The 17904-nt window shown below is 74.5% G+C and carries 16 protein-coding genes and 1 pseudogene; 8 read left to right on the top strand and 9 right to left on the bottom strand.

What is annotated here, in order from left to right; translation table 11 throughout:
• Positions 1-145: 145 nt before the first annotated feature.
• Complete coding sequence (locus OEIGOIKO_RS06765) at positions 146-913, bottom strand: SIR2 family NAD-dependent protein deacylase (RefSeq protein WP_125052796.1); 768 nt, start codon at positions 911-913, stop codon at positions 146-148.
• A 173-nt stretch (positions 914-1086) separates the two neighbouring features.
• Here OEIGOIKO_RS06765 and OEIGOIKO_RS06760 point away from each other — a divergent pair, with 173 nt between their 5' ends.
• The 3 genes from OEIGOIKO_RS06760 to OEIGOIKO_RS06750 all read left to right on the top strand — a co-directional run bounded on the left by OEIGOIKO_RS06760 (position 1087) and on the right by OEIGOIKO_RS06750 (position 5490).
• Positions 1087-2934: a gamma-glutamyltransferase family protein gene (locus OEIGOIKO_RS06760; RefSeq protein ID WP_125052794.1), complete on the top strand. Its 1848-nt coding sequence runs from the start codon at positions 1087-1089 to the stop codon at positions 2932-2934.
• Between the two features lie 191 nt (positions 2935-3125).
• Positions 3126-4031 carry an inositol monophosphatase family protein gene (locus OEIGOIKO_RS06755; RefSeq protein ID WP_125052792.1) on the top strand — a complete coding sequence of 302 codons (906 nt, stop codon included), beginning with the start codon at positions 3126-3128 and terminating at the stop codon, positions 4029-4031.
• Positions 4032-4071: 40 nt separating this feature from the next.
• Positions 4072-5490, top strand: coding sequence for a phytoene desaturase family protein (locus OEIGOIKO_RS06750; protein ID WP_125052790.1), 1419 nt, complete (start codon positions 4072-4074; stop codon positions 5488-5490).
• A 67-nt stretch (positions 5491-5557) separates the two neighbouring features.
• On the opposite strand, the gene OEIGOIKO_RS06745 is transcribed toward OEIGOIKO_RS06750, so the two are convergent.
• A complete protein-coding gene (locus OEIGOIKO_RS06745) occupies positions 5558-6466 on the bottom strand; it encodes a PDR/VanB family oxidoreductase (protein ID WP_125052788.1) in 909 nt (302 codons plus the stop codon).
• 23 nt (positions 6467-6489) lie between these two features.
• Positions 6490-7122: an MSMEG_1061 family FMN-dependent PPOX-type flavoprotein gene (locus OEIGOIKO_RS06740; RefSeq protein WP_125052786.1), complete on the bottom strand. Its 633-nt coding sequence runs from the start codon at positions 7120-7122 to the stop codon at positions 6490-6492.
• Between the two features lie 177 nt (positions 7123-7299).
• Here OEIGOIKO_RS06740 and OEIGOIKO_RS06735 point away from each other — a divergent pair, with 177 nt between their 5' ends.
• From OEIGOIKO_RS06735 to OEIGOIKO_RS06725, 3 genes are all read left to right on the top strand, one after another.
• A complete protein-coding gene (locus OEIGOIKO_RS06735; protein WP_125052784.1) occupies positions 7300-7923 on the top strand; it encodes a TetR/AcrR family transcriptional regulator in 624 nt (207 codons plus the stop codon).
• 180 nt (positions 7924-8103) lie between these two features.
• Positions 8104-8640 carry a GNAT family N-acetyltransferase gene (locus OEIGOIKO_RS06730; protein ID WP_125052782.1) on the top strand — a complete coding sequence of 179 codons (537 nt, stop codon included), beginning with the start codon at positions 8104-8106 and terminating at the stop codon, positions 8638-8640.
• Positions 8641-8680: 40 nt separating this feature from the next.
• On the top strand, positions 8681-9211 hold the full coding sequence (locus OEIGOIKO_RS06725; protein WP_125052780.1) for an O-acetyl-ADP-ribose deacetylase: 531 nt from the start codon (positions 8681-8683) through the stop codon (positions 9209-9211).
• A 96-nt stretch (positions 9212-9307) separates the two neighbouring features.
• On the opposite strand, the gene OEIGOIKO_RS06720 is transcribed toward OEIGOIKO_RS06725, so the two are convergent.
• Entirely contained in the window at positions 9308-10069 is a 762-nt protein-coding gene (locus OEIGOIKO_RS06720) for a GNAT family N-acetyltransferase (RefSeq protein ID WP_125052779.1), read from the bottom strand.
• A 278-nt stretch (positions 10070-10347) separates the two neighbouring features.
• Here OEIGOIKO_RS06720 and OEIGOIKO_RS06715 point away from each other — a divergent pair, with 278 nt between their 5' ends.
• Together OEIGOIKO_RS06715 and OEIGOIKO_RS06710 are read left to right on the top strand one after the other, a co-directional pair.
• Positions 10348-11820 carry a DNA-3-methyladenine glycosylase 2 gene (locus OEIGOIKO_RS06715; protein ID WP_125052777.1) on the top strand — a complete coding sequence of 491 codons (1473 nt, stop codon included), beginning with the start codon at positions 10348-10350 and terminating at the stop codon, positions 11818-11820.
• A 7-nt stretch (positions 11821-11827) separates the two neighbouring features.
• Positions 11828-12400, top strand: coding sequence for a methylated-DNA--[protein]-cysteine S-methyltransferase (locus OEIGOIKO_RS06710; protein WP_125052775.1), 573 nt, complete (start codon positions 11828-11830; stop codon positions 12398-12400).
• Between the two features lie 47 nt (positions 12401-12447).
• Here the strand turns inward: OEIGOIKO_RS06710 and OEIGOIKO_RS06705 are convergent, their stop codons facing one another.
• From OEIGOIKO_RS06705 to OEIGOIKO_RS06685, 5 genes and pseudogenes are all read right to left on the bottom strand, one after another.
• The gene (locus OEIGOIKO_RS06705; protein ID WP_125052773.1) at positions 12448-13305 is read right to left on the bottom strand and encodes a nucleotidyltransferase domain-containing protein; all 858 of its coding nucleotides are present in this window, start codon (positions 13303-13305) and stop codon (positions 12448-12450) included.
• A 56-nt stretch (positions 13306-13361) separates the two neighbouring features.
• Positions 13362-14297: an LLM class flavin-dependent oxidoreductase gene (locus OEIGOIKO_RS06700; protein WP_125052772.1), complete on the bottom strand. Its 936-nt coding sequence runs from the start codon at positions 14295-14297 to the stop codon at positions 13362-13364.
• Positions 14298-14330: 33 nt separating this feature from the next.
• A pseudogene (locus OEIGOIKO_RS42525) lies at positions 14331-14668 on the bottom strand (NUDIX domain-containing protein); the annotation flags it as partial.
• 13 nt (positions 14669-14681) lie between these two features.
• The gene (locus tag OEIGOIKO_RS06690) at positions 14682-15956 is read right to left on the bottom strand and encodes a tyrosinase family oxidase copper chaperone (RefSeq protein WP_371858891.1); all 1275 of its coding nucleotides are present in this window, start codon (positions 15954-15956) and stop codon (positions 14682-14684) included.
• Positions 15957-16081: 125 nt separating this feature from the next.
• Positions 16082-17803, bottom strand: coding sequence for a BCCT family transporter (locus tag OEIGOIKO_RS06685; RefSeq protein ID WP_125052769.1), 1722 nt, complete (start codon positions 17801-17803; stop codon positions 16082-16084).
• Positions 17804-17904: the final 101 nt, after the last annotated feature.

Raw genomic sequence — 17904 nt, 5'->3', positions numbered from 1 at the left:
TGTCCTGTTCCGGCGCACGGCCCGGGCGGCCGGCAGCCGGGTCAACCGTAGCGCCGCCGGTGGCATTCCCGGCAAAGGGGGCGGTTCGAAGGGCGGCCGCCCAGGGCTTGAGGGCTTCGAGGGCCGCCCAGGGGACGACAGCCACTCAGGGTGTGAGGGTGGCGAGGAGCTCAGGGAGGGCGGTGCCGATGGGGGTGCGAATCGTTTCGGCGGCCAGTTCGTCGTACGGGGTGGGCTCCGCGTTCATGATGACCAGCCGCGCGCCGTGCTCGGCGGCCAGCCCGGCGAGCGAGGCGGCGGGCTGGACCTGGAGGCTCGTGCCCACCGCGATGAACACGTCGGCCGCCTCGGCCACGCTCATCGCCGTACCGAGCACCTCCGGGTCGAGCCGCTCGCCGAACATCACCGTCGCCGACTTCAGGATGCCGCCGCACTCCGCGCACGCCGGGTCCGGGTCGCCCGCGGCCACCCGGGCGATGGCTTCGGACATCGGCGTCCGGGCGTGGCAGCGGGTGCAGACGACGAAACGGCCCGTGCCGTGCAGTTCCAGGACCTTGCGGTCGGGGACGCCGGCGAGCTGGTGCAGGCCGTCGACGTTCTGGGTGATGACACGGACGGGCACCCCGGACCGCTCCAGCCGGGCGATCGCCTCGTGGGCGGCGTTGGGCCGGGCGCGGAGGGCCGGGCTGTCCCGCCGCAGCTGCCAGGCGCGGCGCCGGATCTCCGGGTCGTTCATGTAGTACTCGTACGTGACGAGCTTCTCCGCCTCGGGGTCCTGCCGCCACAACCCCTGGGGCCCGCGGTAGTCCGGGATGCCGGAGTCGGTGGAGATGCCGGCTCCGCTGAGGATCGCCACCAAGGGGCGCCGGGCGCTGTCGGGGCTGGTGGGGCTGAGGGGTCCGGTACCGGTCATACCGGGAGCCTACGGAGCGGCGGCAGGTGGCGGCGAGTCCATTTCGCGGTGCCCGCCGCCCGGTGAATGTGATCAGGAAGGGGCGCGTGCGGGGCATTTCCGGGGGCCGCGCGGGGGAAGGGGCGGAAAGAGACCGCCCGTCCGTCCGTACGACGCGAGGAGAACCGAGAGCCGTGTTCACCACCCGCCCGACCCTCCAGGGAACCTTCGGCATGGCCGCGACCACGCACTGGCTGGCCTCCCAGTCCGCGATGGGCGTGCTGGAGGACGGCGGCAACGCCTTCGACGCGGCGGTGGCCGCCGGGTTCGTGCTGCAGGTCGTCGAGCCGCATCTGAACGGGCCGGCGGGCGAGGTGCCGGTCGTTCTGGCGCCCGCCGGCGGGCCGGTGCGGGTGCTGTGCGGCCAGGGGCCGGCGCCCGCCGGGGCGAGCGTGGCGCACTACACCTCGCTCGGGCTCGGGCTGGTGCCCGGTACCGGACCGCTCGCCGCGGCCGTGCCCGGCGCGTTCGACGCGTGGATGCTGCTGCTCCGGGACCACGGCACCAAGTCCCTCGGCGAGGTGCTCAAGTACGCCGTCGGGTACGCGGAGCACGGGCACCCGGCCGTCGAGCGGGTCGGCGAGACGGTGGCGACGGTCCGGGAGCTGTTCGAGACGGAGTGGATATCGTCCGCCGAGATCTACCTGCCGGAGGGGCGGCCGGTGGCGCCCGGCGGGCTGCTCAGGAACCGGCCGCTGGCGGCCACCTGGCGCCGCCTGATCGCCGAGGCGGAGGGCGCCGGACCCGGCCGGGAGACGCAGATCGACGCGGCCCGGCGGATCTGGCGCGAGGGCTTCATCGGCGAGGCGCTGGCCGGCTTCGCGGCCCGTCCCGCCATGGACACCTCCGGTGAGCGGCACGCCGGCACCCTCACGGGCGACGATCTGGCGGCCTTCTCCGCGACGTACGAGGACCCGGTCACCTACGACTGGAACGGCTGGACCGTGGCGAAGCCGGGCGGCTGGTCGCAGGGCCCGGTCCTGCTCCAGCAACTCGCCCTGCTGCCACCGGAACTGCCTGCCTACGGCAGTCCCGAGTACGTGCACCTGCTGATCGAGGGCTGCAAGCTGGCCATGGCCGACCGCGAGGCCTGGTACGGCGACGCGGCCGAGGTGCCGGTCGGCACGCTGCTGAGCGAGGAGTACAACGCGGCGCGGCGGGCGCTGATCGGGGAGCACGCCTCGTACGAGCTGCGGCCCGGCAGTCCGGACGGCCGTACGCCCCGGCTGAGCAAGCACGCCCTGGCCGTCGCGGCGGGGGAGGACGCCGCCGCGCCGGGCGCCGCCGGTGCCGGGGCGGGCGAGCCCACGGTGGCGACTCCCGGCACCCCCGGCGCCGCCCCCGCCATCGCCCCCGAGGTCGACCGGAGCGGCGCCACACGCGGCGACACCTGCCACATCGACATCGTGGACCGCTGGGGCAACATGGTCTCCGCGACGCCCTCCGGCGGCTGGCTCCAGTCCAGCCCGGTGGTCCCCGCGCTCGGCTTCCCGCTCGGTACGCGCCTCCAGATGGCCTGGCTGGAGGAGGGGCTGCCGAACTCGCTGACGCCCGGCCGCCGCCCGCGCACCACCCTCACCCCGTCCCTGGCGCTGCGCGACGGCGTGCCCGTGATGGCCTTCGGCACCCCTGGCGGCGACCAGCAGGACCAGTGGCAGCTGCACTTCCTCCTCGCCGCCGCCCTGCGTGCCCCCGTACGCGGCGGCCTCGACCTCCAGGGCGCCATCGACGCCCCCAACTGGCACAACGACTCCTTCCCGGGATCCTTCTTCCCGCGCGCCATGCGGCCGGGCAGCGTCACCGTCGAGTCCCGCCTCGGCACGGACGTGATCGGGGAGCTGCGGCGGCGCGGGCACGCGGTGACGGTCGGCGACGCGTGGTCGGAGGGGCGGCTGTCCGCGGTGGCGCGGGATCCGGAGACCGGGGTGCTGTCGGGGGCCGCGAACCCGCGGGGGATGCAGGGGTACGCGGTGGGGCGGTAGCCGGGGCCGGGCCGGGCGGGACGGGTGGGCCGGGACGGCCGGGGCGGGGCGGGTGGGCCGGGACGGCCGGGCCGGGACGGGGCGAGCACCTGCCCGGAACGTGGCCGGTACCCCGCCGGGCCCGGCCCCCGGCATCCGGAATTCACCTTCCGTCCAGCTGCTGTGTCAGTGGGGCGTGGTTCGATGGAGTCATGATCGAAGCGATTCGTACGGATACGGGAGACACGACGGACGTGACGGGCGCGGTGGGCGGTGCCGCGGCGCACACGGCGGACGAGGTGCTGCGCGCGGTGAACCCGGCCGCCGTCGAGGACGCCGTCCGCAAGGCCGCTGCGGCCGAGATCATGCCGCGGTTCCGGCAGCTCGCCGCTCACGAGGTGCTGGAGAAGAACGGCCCGCACGACCTCGTCACGGTCGCCGACCGGCTCGCCGAGGAGCACCTGACCGCCGCGCTGACGAGCCTGCTGCCCGGCTCGCTGGTGGTCGGCGAGGAGGCGGTGCACGCCGATCCGGCCGTACTGGCGGCGCTGGGCGGCGACGCGCCGGTGTGGATCGTCGACCCGGTCGACGGCACCCGCCAGTTCGTGCACGGCGACCCCGGCTTCGCCACCCTCGTCACCCTGGCGCTGCGCGGCGAGCTGCTCGCCTCCTGGACGTACGCCCCGGCCCTGGACCTGATGGCCACCGCCCGCCGCGGCGCCGGCGCCGAGCTGAACGGGCAGCCGCTGCGCCGGAGCGCCCCGGCAGCCGGTGCGGCGCTGGACGTGGCGATATCGCACTACGACTTCACCACCGACGAGCAGAAGCGGGTGCTGGCCGCCCTGGAGACGGACGGCGTCGTCCCGCGCCCCTGCGGCTCGGCGGGCCTGGAGTATCTGTACATAGCCACCGGCGAGCTGGACGGTGTCGCCTTCAGCTGGGAGAACGCCTGGGATCACGCGGCGGGGCTGCTGCTGGTCCACGAGACGGGCGGGGCGAGCGGCACGGTCGCCGGCGAGCCGTTCCGCATCACGGGCGGCAACGCGCTGCCGTTCACCGCGGCACGGGACGCGGAGACCGCCCGGCGTATCCTCGGACTGCTGGCGGCCGCCAACTGATCCTCGACGGCGAGGGTCGCTGACGAGGGGAGTGGCGCAGGTGCCGACGATGCTCGATGCCGTGGTGATCGGGGCGGGCCCCAACGGGCTGACCGCGGCCGTCGAACTGGCCCGCCGCGGCATGTCCGTGGAGGTCTTCGAGGCCCAGGACACCATCGGCGGCGGCGCCCGCACGGAGGAGCTGACCCTCCCCGGTTTCCGGCACGACCCCTGCTCGGCGGTGCATCCGCTCGCCGCGGGCTCGCCCGCCTTCGCGGCCATGGACCTGGAGCGGTACGGCCTTCAGTGGCTGCACCCCGACCTCCCGCTGGCGCACCCCTTTCCCGACGGTACGGCCGCGGTGCTGGCCCGCTCCGTCGGCGAGACGGCGATGTCCCTGGGCGTGCACGACGCCGGGACGTACCGCCGCCTGCTCGCGCCCTTCATCGGCAAGTGGGACACCCTCGCCGCGGACTTCCTGCGCACCCAGTGGCTCGGCCTGCCGCGCGACCCGGTGACGTACGCCCGGTTCGGCCTGGCCGCGGCCCAGCCGGCCGCGCTGCTCAACCGGCGCTTTCGGGACCAGAAGGCGCGCGGCCTGTTCGCCGGCCTCGCCGCCCACGTCATCGCGCCCCTCAGCAGTCCCGGCACCGGCGGCGCCGCGATCATGTTCGCGCTGGCCGCGCACGCGGGCGGCTGGCCGATCCCGCGCGGCGGCTCCCAGGCCATCCCCGACGCGCTGGCCGCGCTGCTGCGCCTGCACGGCGGCGCGGTGCACACGGGGTACGAGGTCAAGCGGCTGGACGACCTGCCCCCGGCCCGCGCGTACGTCTTCGACACCTCGCCGACCGCCCTGGCCCGGATCGCCGGGCTCGGCAACGCCTACCGCGGCGTGCGGTACGGCCCCGGCGTCTTCAAGATCGACTACGCGCTGTCCGGCCCGGTGCCGTGGACCTCCGCCGCGGCCCGCCGGGCGGGCACCGTGCACCTCGGCCCCACCAGCGGCGAGATCGGCACCGCGCTGCGCGCCGCCGCCGACGGCCGCGCCCCGTCCGTACCGTTCCTGATCACCTCGCAGCCCAGCCTGACCGACCCCACCCGGGCCCCCGAGGGCAAGCACACCTTCTGGGTGTACGGACACGTCCCGCACGGCTGGGAGGGCGACGCCACGGACGCGGTCGAACGCCAACTGGAGCGCTTCGCGCCCGGGTTCCGCGACCTGGTCCTGGCCCGCGCCGTCGCCGGGCCGCCCCAGCTGGCCGCCCGCAACGCGAACTACGTCGGCGGGGACATCTGCGCGGGCTCCGCCGCCGGCCTGGGCCTGGTGATCCGCCCCAAGCTCGCGCGCGTCCCGTACACCACCGCCCACCCGGCGGTCTTCCTGTGCTCCCAGTCCGCCCCGCCGGGCCCCGGTGTCCACGGAATGTCCGGCCACCACGCCGCCCGGGCGGTCTGGTCCCGGCTGCGGCCGACCCGCTGACGAAGAGCCCGCCGGGGCCGGACCGTGCCGCGGTCCGGCCCCGGCGGACCTGCGTCCGTCGTACGGCTCAGAGGTCCAGCACCAGCCGCGGGCCGAGCGCGCGGGAGACGCAGGCGAACATCCGGCCCTCGTCGGCGCCGACGTCGTCCCGGTGCTCGACCTCCCCTTCCAGGACGGTGATCTCGCAGCTCCCGCAGACGCCTTCGCGGCACCCCGACGACACCGGGACCCCGGCCTGCTGGAGGGCGTTCAGCAGCGAATCGTCGGCGTCCACCTGGACCGTCCGCCCCGACCGGGCGCACGCGACCTCGAACGCCTGGTCGGGAGCGAACACCTTGGGCGCCGGCTGGAAGCGCTCCGTGCGCAGCTGCTCGGCGGGGAAGGCGGCCTCCACCGCCGTGAGCATGGAGGCCGGCCCGCAGCAGTAGACCAGGGTGCCGGGTGCCGGCTCGGCCGCCAGCGCGGCGAAGTCCGGCCTGCCGTGCTGCTGTGTGGTGACGATGCGTACGGCGTCCCCGTAGGCCGCGCGCAGTTCCTCGGCGAAGGGCATGGTGGCGGCCGCCCGGCCCGCGTACACGAGGGAGGCGGGCAGCCCTGCCGCGGTCGCCGCCCGCAGCATCGGCAGGACGGGGGTGATGCCGATCCCGCCGGCGAGGAAGAGATAGCCCGGCGCGGGATCGAGGGGGAAGTTGTTGCGCGGCAGCGACACGTCGAGCGGACGGCCCCGGCGCAGGAAACGGTGGATGTACTCGGAGCCGCCGCGGCTGAGCGGGTCGTACCGTACGGCGACGCGGTAGGTCTCGCGGTCGGCGGGGTCGCCGCACAGGGAGTACTGCCGGGTCAGCCAGTTCGGCAGGGCCACGTCGACATGGGCGCCCGGCTCCCAGGGCGCCAGCGGGCCGTCGGCGCCGCGCAGGACGAGGGAGACGACGTCCTCGGCGACCGGGTCGATACGGTCGAGGAGGGTCCGCTGCATGGATGATTCCCTTTCCGGCACGGTCAGAAGAGCTTGCGGTAGGACGCTTCGAGGACGGCTTCGAACTGCTCCGGGGCGATGTCGCCCCCGAACTGGGCGGCGGCGATCTCACCGGCCGTCGGCAGTTCGTCGGCGAGGGCCTGGCTCGCCGGGTCCCACATCCGAGAGCGCAGGAGCGCGCGGCCGCAGTGGAAGTACGCCTCGGTCACCTCGACGACGATCGCCAGGGCCGGCGCCTTGGCCTCGGTACGCATCCGGACCAGCACGTCGGGCTCGTCGGTGGGGTAGGCCCGGCCGTTGACCCGCAGCGTCTCCCGCATCCCGGGAACCAGGAAGAGCATCCCCACCTCGGGGTTCTCCACGATGTTGCACAGCGAGTCGGCGATCCGGTTGCCCGGACGGTCGGGTATCGCGAGCAGGTTCTCGTCGAGGACCTTCACGAAGCCGGGGTAGTCGCCGCGCGGTGAGCAGTCGGCCCGTCCGGCCGCGTCCGCGGTGGCCAGCGACATGAAGGGGGAGTGCGCGATGAACATGCGGGCGAACCGGTCGATGTGGTCGATCTTCTTGTTCTCCAGCATCGGTTCGGGTTCACCGATCAGGGCGCGGACCTCGTCCAGGGACAGCCGCCGTGGGCGGGTGCGGACGTGCGTCGTCATGAGGGCTCCTTCCGGGAGGGCGGCACGGTGGACGGGCGCGGACGGCACCGGCGCTCCCGACCCCCTCGCGCTCCGCGGCAGCTCCGGCGGCAACCGCTCCGCCGCAGCTCATGGCACCATTGTGAGCAATTGCTCAGGTCTTTGCTACTCGCATTCGCAGGTGGCCCAGGAGGTGCCATGACCACGGACCGACGCGGCCTTCAGCCACGTAAACAGCCACGTCAGGCCCGCGCCGAAGCCACCCGGCAGCGCATCCTCACCGCCGCTGCTCACGTTTTCGCCGAGTACGGCTACGCCGCGGGGACCACCAACCGCATCGCCGCACGGGCGCGGGTGTCGATCGGCTCGCTGTACCAGTACTACCCGAACAAGGACGCGATCCTGGTGGAGCTGCTGACCCGGCACCTCGACGCCGGGATAGCCGCCGCCGGCCGCCACCAGGACGGCGAGGCTCCCGAGTCCCTCGAAGAGATCATCCGGCTCTTCGTGCGCACCTCGATCGGCAACCACCGCGACGACCCCCAGCTGCTGCGCGTCATGGCCGAGCAGGGGCCCCGGTCCCCGGAGCTGCTCGACAAGATCGCCCGGCACGGGCGGGAGCGGATCGCCTACGCCCACGCGCTGTTCGCCGGGCACCCGGAGGTCCGGGTCGCGGACACGTACACCGCCACCCGGCTCGCGGTGAGCACCATCGAACTCGTCGTCCACCAGCTCCTCGCCGCGCCGGACCCGGTCGACTCCGCCCGGCTGGAGGACGAGCTCGTCACCATGATCACCGGCTACCTCACGGCGGCCCGCTGACGGTACGGGCGGCCGCGGCTCCGACGGGCGGCCGCAGCTCCGACGGACGGCCGCAGCTCGGGCGGGCGGCCACGGGACCGGCGGGCGGCCACGGGACCGGCGGGCGACCGCCGGCTCCGACGGGCGGCCGGGCCGGAAATTCCCGTGCGCCCCGCTCACCGCGCGTGGTAACCCCCTGTCATGAGCGATCTTCAGACAGCGCGGCTGGTGCTCCACCCGCTGACCGCCGCCGAGGCGGAGCGGCTGGTGACGCGCGCCCCGGCGGCCGGGGAGCGGTGGGCGCCCGGCTATCCGACCGACGGGGACGTGGAGTCCGCCACCGATTTCCTGGGCCACTGCGCGGCCACCGGCGACCCGCAGCCGTTCGGGGACTACGAGATACGCCGCCGGGCGGACGGGCTGGCCATCGGCAGCCTCGGCTTCCACCGGCCGCCCGACGCGGACGGCACCGTGACGATCGGCTACGGACTGGTTCCCGCGGCGCGCGGCCGGGGCTACGCGGCCGAGGCGCTGCGCGGGCTGCTACGCCTCGCCAGGGAACGCGGCATCACCCGGGTCAAGGGCGACGCCGACCTCGGCAACGCCGCCTCCCAGCACGTCATGGCCGCCGCCGGGATGCGGCCGGTGGGGGAGGACGAGCGGGTGAGGTACTTCGAGATCACCTGGCCGCCCGGCGGGACCGCGGGCGCGTCCGCCGACGGCGGCAGCGGGCCGTGATGTGCGTACTGCGGGCCGCACGCCGGGCCATGATGGCCGTATGACCGCACTCTCACCTCACCCGCCCGCCCTCACGCTCGTCGCGGGCGACATCACCGAGCAGCGGGTCGACGCCGTCGTGAACGCCGCCAACTCCTCGCTGCTGGGCGGCGGGGGAGTGGACGGCGCGATCCACCGGCGCGGCGGCCCCGAGATCCTGGCCGAGTGCCGCGCCCTGCGCGCCTCGCACTACGGCAAGGGGCTGGCCACCGGGCAGGCCGTGGCGACCACGGCGGGCCGGCTGCCGGCCCGCTGGGTGATCCACACCGTCGGCCCTGTCTGGGCGAAGTCCGAGGACCGCTCGGACCTGCTCGCCTCCTGCTACCGCGAGTCCCTGCGGGTCGCGGACGAGCTGGGCGCCCGTACCGTCGCCTTCCCCGCGGTCTCCGCCGGAATCTACCGCTGGCCCCTGGACGACGCGGCCCGCATCGCCGTCGAGACGGTGCGGGCCACGGAGACGGCCGTCGAGGAGGTGCGCTTCGTGCTCTTCGACGAGCGGGCGTACGCGGCGTTCGCGGCGCGGGTGGGCTGACCCCGGCGCCCGCCGGGAACCGCTCGGGGCGGACCCGCCGGCCGGTGCCGTACGGCCCGCAGCCCAGGCCCTACGGAACCGCCCGCCGCCCGCCGCTCAGGCCGAGACGATCCGCGCGGACACGCAGGGGTCCTCGTTGCGGTAGCCGAGCCGGTCGTAGAGCCGTTCGGCGGGCGCGTTCTCGGCCAGCTGCCACAGTGTGCAGAACCCGTGCCGCCGTACGGTGTGCCGGGTCAGCCACGAGGTCAGCGCGGCGCCGAGGCCCTGGCCGCGCTGCGCGGCGTCGGTCGCGACGGACGCCATCAGCGGCGCGCCGCTGTCCCGCAGGCTGCTCATCGCGCCGCACGCCACCAGCCGCCCGTCCGCGCCGCGGATACCGGCCCAGAGGCTGACGTCCGTGGAGCCGGGGCCGGTGGAGTGGGCCGGACTGTGCTCGTTGAGGAAGGCGAGCAGCTCGTCGTGATGGCTCTCGTCGAGCGTGACCACCCGGTCCTCCGCCGGGTGGACGGCCGGTTCCTCCAGCGTCCAGCGGAAGATCCACTCGACCACGTCGGTCACCGCCAGATGGCGGGCGACCAGCGTCTCGGTGCCGCGCGGCCCGGTGAACTCCCGTACCTGGTCGGGAAAACCCTGCGCGGCACGCAGCACGAGACCGGCGGCGGCATCCGCCTCGCCGACGCTCCACACGTGCCCGCGAGGGGCGTCGAGCCAGGCGACAGCGCCGCTGTTGCACCAACTGCTCCGGTCGGCGGGCCGCTGCCGGGCGGCGCCGAAACGCAGGAGGGCGGCGCCCTCCTGGAGCTCCAGGCCCTGGGTGAACAGGTCCTCGGTCCGGGGGAGAAGAGTCGTTGCCTGCATCACTCTCTGAGAAGGACGTAGGGATGGGAACGACTCCGGACACGCTGGCGGCGCGGCCGGAACCGTTCGTCTGAAGTAGGGGGTCCCGGCAGCGGCTGCGCACCCGTGCGCGCCCGGCCGACCGGGTGGTCAACTCTCGCACACCGCCCCCGGCCCGGCGCAAATCGCCGGCGGGTGCCGTATGCCACCCGGCAGGTCGTCGGCGCCCGGACTGGTCACCGGACGCTGATGTCGGAAAACCGCCAGCCCAACCGGTACGGCTGCCGGATCCTGGAGGCATGCACACCGACTTCGAGCGCTGTCTGCGCGCCGTGCAGTCCAAGGACGCCAGGTTCGACGGCTGGTTCTACACGGCGGTGCGCACCACACGTATCTACTGCCGTCCCAGCTGCCCGGTGGTGCCGCCCAAGCCCGAGAACATGACCTTCTACCCGAGCGCCGCAGCCGCTCAGCAGGCCGGCTACCGCGCCTGCAAACGGTGCCGCCCGGACGCCAGCCCCGGCTCGCCCCAGTGGGACGAGCGCGCCGACCTCGTGGCGCGCGCCATGCGGCTGATCGCCGACGGTGTCGTCGACCGGGAGGGCGTACCCGGTCTGGCCGCCCGGCTCGGCTACAGCACCCGCCAGGTCGAACGGCAACTGCTCGCCGAGCTGGGCGCCGGGCCGCTCGCCCTGGCCCGCGCGCAGCGCGCCCAGACCGCGCGGCTGCTCGTGGAGACCACCGAACTGCCCATGGCCGACGTGGCGTTCGCCGCCGGGTTCGCCAGCATCCGCACCTTCAACGACACCGTACGGGAGGTGTTCGCGCTCGCCCCCACCGAGCTGCGGCGCCGTGCCCGCCCGGGCGCCGCTGCCGCGTTGCCCGGCGCGCTCGCCCTGCGGCTGCCCTTCCGGCAGCCGCTCTGCCCCGACAACCTCTTCGGCCACCTGGCCGCGACCGCCGTACCCGGCGTCGAGGAGTGGCGGGACGGCGCGTACCGGCGCACGCTCGCCCTCCCGTACGGGCACGGCATCGTCGCCCTGTCCCCGCGCCCTGACCACATCGACTGCCGACTGTCCCTCACCGACCTGCGCGACCTCGCCGGGGCCATCGCCCGCTGCCGCCGGATGCTCGACCTGGACGCCGACCCGGAGGCGGTCGACGGGCTGCTGGCCGAGGACCCCGTCCTGGCGCCGCTCGTCCGCAAGGCGCCGGGGCGGCGGGTGCCGCGCACCGCGGACGCGGACGAGTTCGCGGTACGGGCCGTCCTGGGCCAGCAGGTGTCCACCGCCGCGGCCCGTACGCACGCGGGCCGGCTGGTCACCGCGCACGGACAGAAGATCGACGACCCGGCGGGCGGCCTGACCCACCTGTTTCCCTCCGCCGCCGGGCTGGCCGGACTGGACCCCGAGACGCTCGCCATGCCGCGTACCCGGCGCGCCACCCTCACCGGCATGATCGCGGCCCTCGCCGACGGCGCCGTACAGCTCGGCGTCGGCAGTGACCGCGACCGGGCCCGCGCGCAGCTCGCGGCGCTGCCCGGCGTGGGCCCCTGGACCGTCGAGTGCATCGCCATGCGCGCCCTCGGCGACCCCGACGCCTTCACCCCCACCGACCTGGGCCTGCGCCGCGCCGCCGCCCACCTCGGGCTGCCGGCGACCCCGGCGGCGCTCGTACGGCACTCGGCGCGCTGGCGCCCGTGGCGCGCGTACGCGGTCCAGTATCTGTGGGCCACCGACGACCACCCCATCAACCACCTCCCCACCGACTGAGGCGACCATGTCCGATCCCGTGCCCGCCCGTACCGGCGGCGAGCGCTGCCACGCCGTCCTGACCGACACCCCGTACGGCCCGCTGACCCTGGTGGCCGAAGGCGCAGCCCTCGCCGGCCTCTACATGACCGACCAGCGCCACCGTCCGCCGCAGGAGTCCTTCGGCCCGCCGGAGGACCTGGAGTCCCCGCCGTTCGCGGCGGCCGTACGGCAGCTGCGCGCTTACTTCGACGGCGCGCTCACCGCCTTCGACCTGCCCCTCGCGCCCCGGGGGACACCGTTCCAGCGCCGCGTCTGGGCCGCTCTGTGCGACATTCCGTACGGCGGGACGCTCTCGTACGGGCAGCTCGCGGCGCGCCTCGGCCGGCCTTCCGCCGCTCGTGCGGTGGGCCTCGCCAACGGCAAGAACCCGATCGGCATCATCATTCCCTGCCACCGCGTGATCGGGGCGAGCGGCAGCCTCACGGGCTACGGCGGCGGGCTCGACCGCAAGCGCCGCCTGCTGGACTTCGAGCGGAGCGGGAACGGGGAGGAGCCGACGGCCGTGGACCCGGGCGGCCAACAGACTCTCTTCGGCTGAAGGCTGAAGGCTGAAGTGAGCGTGCGGCCCTCCCGGTGCGCGGGTGTTCAGGCGGCACCCTCCACCACGGCGCGCACCTCCGCGACCAGCGACTCCGCAGCCTCCAGTGACCTTCCCAACTCCGCTGCGCTACAGCCCAGTTCACCCAGTAGAGCACTCGCCCGCTCCGCGAACCCGGGCGGCGTGCCGGGCATCGCCGCCGCGGCGGCGAGCGCGCCTTTCTCGTTGATGCACCAGGTCCGGTGGTGGGCGTGCAGCGCCTGGGTCAGGTCGCCCACCGCCCGCGCCAGGCAGAGGGCCACGTGCAGGGTGTCCCCGGACGCCTGGGACTTGCGCGCGACGGTCACGGAGAACCCGGCGTCCCGGACCGCCGTACCGGTCAGCACGGCGCGCAGCGGCTCCGGGTACTCCCGCATCTCCTCCTTGAGGCGGCCCAGCTCGCCGGTGGGGTCGGCCAGTACCCGGGACAGCGCCAGTTCGCCCGCGTACGCGGGGGACCAGAAGCCCAGCGGGTGCCCCACCTGGGCGCCGATCTCGAACCGGCCCGCCCGGCACTCCCGCCACACCCGTTCCACCCGGTCGGTATCCCGCAGGAGCCAGTCCACGGGGGTGCCGTCCGGCATCACCAGCCACGCCCCGCCGTCGACCCACGCGCCCCACGCGCCCGGCGGGTGGATCTCCACCGGCGTCCCGGTGATCTCGGCGGCCAGGTCCGCCAGGCCGGCGAGGCCGACCTCACCGCGGTAGTAGACCCCCAAGTCCCAGTCGGAGTCCGGCCGGTGCGTCCCCCGGGCCCGGCTGCCGCCGAGCGTCACGCCCACGACGCCGGGCACCTCGGCCAGAGCGGCCGCGCCGCTCCTCGTCCAGTGGTCCTCGTGAGCCCCGGCAGCCGCTGCGTTCTCCATACCAGAAGCCTAGGACGCCCGCTTCCCCGCCTACGACAGGGGCGTCCGGGCGCCCGTCAGCGCAACAGGTCCCGTACGTCCGCCAACAGCTCCAACTGACGGCGCCAGTCGCCGCCCGCGATCTCCATCAGGACACGGCTGACTCCCGCGCCGCAGTATCGGTGCAGGCGCTCCGCCGCCTCCCGGGCGCCGCCCGTCACGGGGACGCCGGCGAAGCGTTCGAGCGGGACGCCGTGGGCCGAGGCGAGGTCCGTTGCGAGGTCCGCGCCGGTGGGCAGGCCCGGTTCCGTACCGAGTACGCCGGTGGTGCCGACGATGACGGCCGGGGCCGGGCGGCCGAGCGCGGCGGAGAGTTCGGCCAGGTGCACGGCGCCCTCGGCCACCTGGGCGGCCGATGCCAGGGAAGGAAACCAGCCGTCTCCCAGGAGGGCGGCCCGCCGCACCGCGGCGCGCGAGGTGCCACCGATCCAGACGGGCGGCATCGGCACGGCGGACTCCGGCTCCACCACCGGGTACCCGGGCCCGTACGGCGGCGGCACCCGCTCGCCCGCGAGCAGGCGGGGCAGCAGCCGCAGCACCGCGTCGGTCCGGCGCTCCCGCTCCTCGTACGGGACACCCGCGGCCGCCCACCGCTCCCGGCCGCCGCCCGTCCCCACCCCCAGCACCAGCCGCCCGTCCGCGACCTGCTGGAGGCTCGCGATCTGCTCGGCGGCCTGGGCCGGCGGCCGGAGCCCCGGCGTGTACAGGGCGCTGACGACTGTGATCCGCTCGGTCGCCGCGGCCACCGCCGCCAGCACCACCGCGGTGTCCAGGGCCGGTGCGCCGGCCGCCGGCCGGTCCCCGTACGCGACGAGGTCGAGCCCGGCCAGTTCCGCGTGCCGGGCCGCCTCGGTGAGGGGGAGCTTCTGCTCCCGCCGCACGGCGGGCGAGGGCAGCACCACGCCCACGGCCAGGCGGCCGGGCCGGACCGCGGAATCCGGGAGAAACGTCATACGGTGACGATGCAACTTTAAGTGGGCTTGAGGTCAAGGGGTGGCGGGCGCGATCCCGTCCTCCGGCTCCACCGGCGCGCAGCCCCGCGCCAGCGCGTCGAGCGCGGCCCGGACCCGCAGCGCCATCGACGGCGACAGCCGCGGTTCGGCCTCCTCCCACGTCAGCAGCGACCAGGACAGCAGCTCGGTCTCCTGGAGACGGGCGGCCGCCAACTGGTCCGTGTCCAGCACACCACCGTCGTAGAGGCACGACACCAGTGGTGGCCGGTGCCGCGTACCCAGTCGACGGCCGGCAGCCGGCCCGGCTCGATGTCCGGTCCGATCTCCTCGGCGGTCTCCCGCCGCGCGGCCTGGCGGGGTGTCGCGCCGGACCGCCGCGGTGCCTCAGGCGTCGTAGCGGTAGTACGGGGTGTGGTCGAGGAGGTCGGCGGGCGTCATCGTGTGCCAGGGGGACAGCGGGGTGTGCAGGCCGGGTACGTCCTCGGCGGGCTCCAGCGGGAGGTAGTGCGGGACGCCGGGATTCCGGCGCTGCCAGTCGGCCCAGACCTTGTCGACGAAGCAGTGGTGGAGGAAGAACACCGGGTCGTTGGGCGAGGCGAGGAATTCCATGTGGCCGCCGACGAAGACATGGGCGGAGCCGTGCAGTTTGCCCCAGTCCCGCTCCCACGGGAACTTCGCGTAGCCCTCCAGATGGTTGCGGAAGCTGGGGTACGGCGGCTCCTCGCCGCTCAGGTGGTTCCACGGAGGACAGTCGTAGACGGGCAGCGCGAGGGCCGCCTCCAGCTGACGGGCCGTGGAGAGGGCGCCGGACGGGCGCAGCGCGCGGGTGAGGAAGTCCCGGTCGTCCTGGGTGTAGTAGCCGTTGGCCCACTCCACGTCGTGGCCGGTGGGCCGGGCGTTGACCCGCAGCCGCCAGCCGTTGCGCCGGGCGAAGGGGCCCGAGGTCACCTGCCGGTCGCCGGGCCGCCCGTCGCCGCCCATGAAGTCGTCGGCCCACAGCGGCGAGTCCCGGCCGCGGTCGCTCGTCCAGTCCCAGTACGGCAGGGTGACGGCGGGGTCGATCGCGCGCAGCGCCCGTTCGAAGTACAGCAGGAACTGCCGGTGCCAGGGGAGCAGCGAAGGGGTCAGGTGCGCGGTGCGCAACCCGTGGTCCCGGTGGATGTAGTCGTGGGAATTCGCCCGGACGTGGACGGCGACCAGCGCGTCGTACACGCCGCTGCGCTTGGCCTCCAGGACGGCCCGCACGAAACGGCGCCTCTCCTGTGCGGTCAGGGCCAGGTGGTTCTTGCGGACGTGCGGGCGGCCCGGGACGACGGGGCCGGTCGGCACGACGGGCTCCGGCCACGAGCGAGGCGGCGGGGCCGGCAGCAACCGGGCGCCGCGCAGCCGCCGTACGGCGCGGCGCGCGGCCGCCAGCGGGGTCCGGTCGAACCCGTAGTGGCACAGCGGGGAGAGGTAGGCACCCTCGCCCATCCGCATCAGGTGCAGCTCACGGCCGTCGACCGTCACCCGGGTGCGGCCCTGCGAGGCATCGATGCGGATCGTCCGGCCGAGGTACCGCTCGGTGTACGGTCCCGGGCCGCGCGAGCCGGCCGCCGCGGGCAGCAGCGCCGCCGCACCGGCCGCCGTCGCGGTCACGATCACGTCGCGCCGTCGCACCAGACCCCCTCATCCGGGCCGCCTCACCCTTGTCCGGAGCATCACCCCGGCCCGGGCTCCGGACGCCTTCCCCGGCCGAATCCACTCGAACGGGTGAGCCCCCCCGCCCGTCCCCGTGCCCGGCCCTACGTCCCTGCCGGCCCCTGTCCCGGCGGCCCCGTGTCGTCCCCCGTCCGCTTGGAGTCCGCCGCCCGCCGCAGCCGTGGATGCCGGGTCGGACCCTGCTCGGTGATCGTCTCGCCGACGATGGCGCGCACCGCGTTGCGCAGCCCGTGCAGCGCGTGGTGCCGCGCCGGACCGGCGCCCGGGTCCTCCCGCAGCTCCTTCAGCAGCGCCCAGCACAGAGCCAGCATCACGAACACGAAGGGCAGCGCGACCAGGATCGTCGCCGTCTGGAGCGCGCCGAGCCCACCGGCCACCAGCAGCACCGCGGCGACCGCGGCCATCAGGATGCCCCAGGTGACCACCAGCCACGTCCGCGGGTGCAGCGCGCCCCGGCTGGTGAGCGAGCCCATCACCAGGGACGCGGAGTCGGCGCTGGTGATGAAGTACGTCATGACCAGGATCATCGCCACCCAGGAGGTGACGGTCCCGGCCGGCAGCGCGTCCAGCATCCCGAACAGCGACGCCTCCGCGTCCTTCGCGTTGCTCGCGAGGTCGGCCAGGCCGCTGGCGTCCAGCCGGATCGCGCTGCCGCCCATCACGCAGAACCAGATCATCGTCGCGCCGCTGGGCACCAGCAGGACGCCGATCAGGAACTCCCGGACGGTGCGCCCGTGCGAGATACGGGCGATGAACGTGCCGACGAACGGGGCCCAGGACAGCCACCACGCCCAGTAGAAGATCGTCCAGGTGCCGAGCCAGCTCGCGTCGGTGAAGGCGCCGGTGCGCGAGGCCATCGGCAGCAGGTCGTTGAGGTAACCGCCGACGCTCGCCGGGATGCTGTCCAGGACGTACACCGTCGGGCCGAGGACGAAGACGAACAGCATCAGCAGCGCGGCCAGCACGATGTTCAGGGTGGACAGCCACTTGACGCCCTTGTGCAGGCCGGAGAAGGCGGACGCCACGAAGGCGGCGGACAGCGCGACGATGATGATCAGCTGGACCGCCGTGCTGTCCGAGGTGCCCGTGGTGTGCTGGAGGCCCTTGCTGACCTGGAGGGCGCCGAGGCCCAGGCTGGTGGCCGTGCCGAAGACGGTCGCGAAGACGGCCAGCAGGTCGATCAGGTGCCCCAGCCGCCCGCCGGCCCGCCGCTCGCCGATCAGCGGGACGAAGGCGGAGCTGAGCCGGTTGCTGCGGCCCTTGCGGAAGCCCGCGTAGGCCAGCGCCAGGCCGACGATGCCGTAGATGGCCCACGGGGTCAGGGTCCAGTGGAAGAACGAGTACTCCAGCGCGGTACGGGCCGCGGCGCCGGTGTGCGGGGTGACGCCGCTGGAGGGCGGCGGGGTGACGTAGTGCTGGAGCGGTTCGCCCACGCCGTAGAACATCAGGCCGATCCCCATGCCGGCGCTGAACATCATCGCGATCCACGCGAGATTGCCGAATTCCGGCTCCGCGTCGTCCTTGCCGAGCCGGATACGGCCGAATCGGCTGAAGGCGATGAGGAAGCACAGGACGAGAAAGACGTCGGCGGCCACCACGAACAGCCAGCCGAAATTGCCCAGCACCCAATTCAGCGCGGAATCGGTGACCGATTCGAAATTCCTTTTGCCCAGCGCTGCCCAGGCCACCACCGCGAGCACCGCGGCGACCCCGGCACCGACCAGGACCAGATCGGGCGGCGGATCGTGCGCCGCGTCTCCCGGTACGGAATTCGGCGTCGGCTCCTCGGACGTCTGCACGCTCATGGCGTCCCACTATGGCCGGAAAAACGATGCTTCGCCGGGTTGGCGCGCCGACCGGGGCATCCGCTCCCTGTTCGCCGCGGCCCGTGCCGGATAAGGTCGCA

Origin of the sequence: Streptomyces paromomycinus, assembly GCF_003865155.1 — a bacterium.
In the GTDB taxonomy this organism is placed as follows: domain Bacteria; phylum Actinomycetota; class Actinomycetes; order Streptomycetales; family Streptomycetaceae; genus Streptomyces; species Streptomyces chrestomyceticus.
Note: the sequence above shows the minus strand (reverse complement) of the source record. Positions and strands in the feature narration are given on the sequence as shown.

Coding starts and splice junctions, on each gene's coding strand:
- OEIGOIKO_RS06765 (WP_125052796.1), bottom strand. CDS start 913: ATGACCGGTACCGGACCCCTCAGCCCCACCAGCCCCGACAGCGCCCGG.
- OEIGOIKO_RS06740 (WP_125052786.1), bottom strand. CDS start 7,122: ATGACGACGCACGTCCGCACCCGCCCACGGCGGCTGTCCCTGGACGAG.
- OEIGOIKO_RS06700 (WP_125052772.1), bottom strand. CDS start 14,297: ATGACGTTTCTCCCGGATTCCGCGGTCCGGCCCGGCCGCCTGGCCGTG.
- OEIGOIKO_RS06745 (WP_125052788.1), bottom strand. CDS start 6,466: ATGCAGCGGACCCTCCTCGACCGTATCGACCCGGTCGCCGAGGACGTC.
- OEIGOIKO_RS06710 (WP_125052775.1), top strand. CDS start 11,828: ATGTCCGATCCCGTGCCCGCCCGTACCGGCGGCGAGCGCTGCCACGCC.
- OEIGOIKO_RS06730 (WP_125052782.1), top strand. CDS start 8,104: ATGAGCGATCTTCAGACAGCGCGGCTGGTGCTCCACCCGCTGACCGCC.
- OEIGOIKO_RS06705 (WP_125052773.1), bottom strand. CDS start 13,305: ATGGAGAACGCAGCGGCTGCCGGGGCTCACGAGGACCACTGGACGAGG.
- OEIGOIKO_RS06735 (WP_125052784.1), top strand. CDS start 7,300: ATGACCACGGACCGACGCGGCCTTCAGCCACGTAAACAGCCACGTCAG.
- OEIGOIKO_RS06715 (WP_125052777.1), top strand. CDS start 10,348: ATGCACACCGACTTCGAGCGCTGTCTGCGCGCCGTGCAGTCCAAGGAC.
- OEIGOIKO_RS06725 (WP_125052780.1), top strand. CDS start 8,681: ATGACCGCACTCTCACCTCACCCGCCCGCCCTCACGCTCGTCGCGGGC.
- OEIGOIKO_RS06755 (WP_125052792.1), top strand. CDS start 3,126: ATGATCGAAGCGATTCGTACGGATACGGGAGACACGACGGACGTGACG.
- OEIGOIKO_RS06720 (WP_125052779.1), bottom strand. CDS start 10,069: ATGCAGGCAACGACTCTTCTCCCCCGGACCGAGGACCTGTTCACCCAG.
- OEIGOIKO_RS06685 (WP_125052769.1), bottom strand. CDS start 17,803: ATGAGCGTGCAGACGTCCGAGGAGCCGACGCCGAATTCCGTACCGGGA.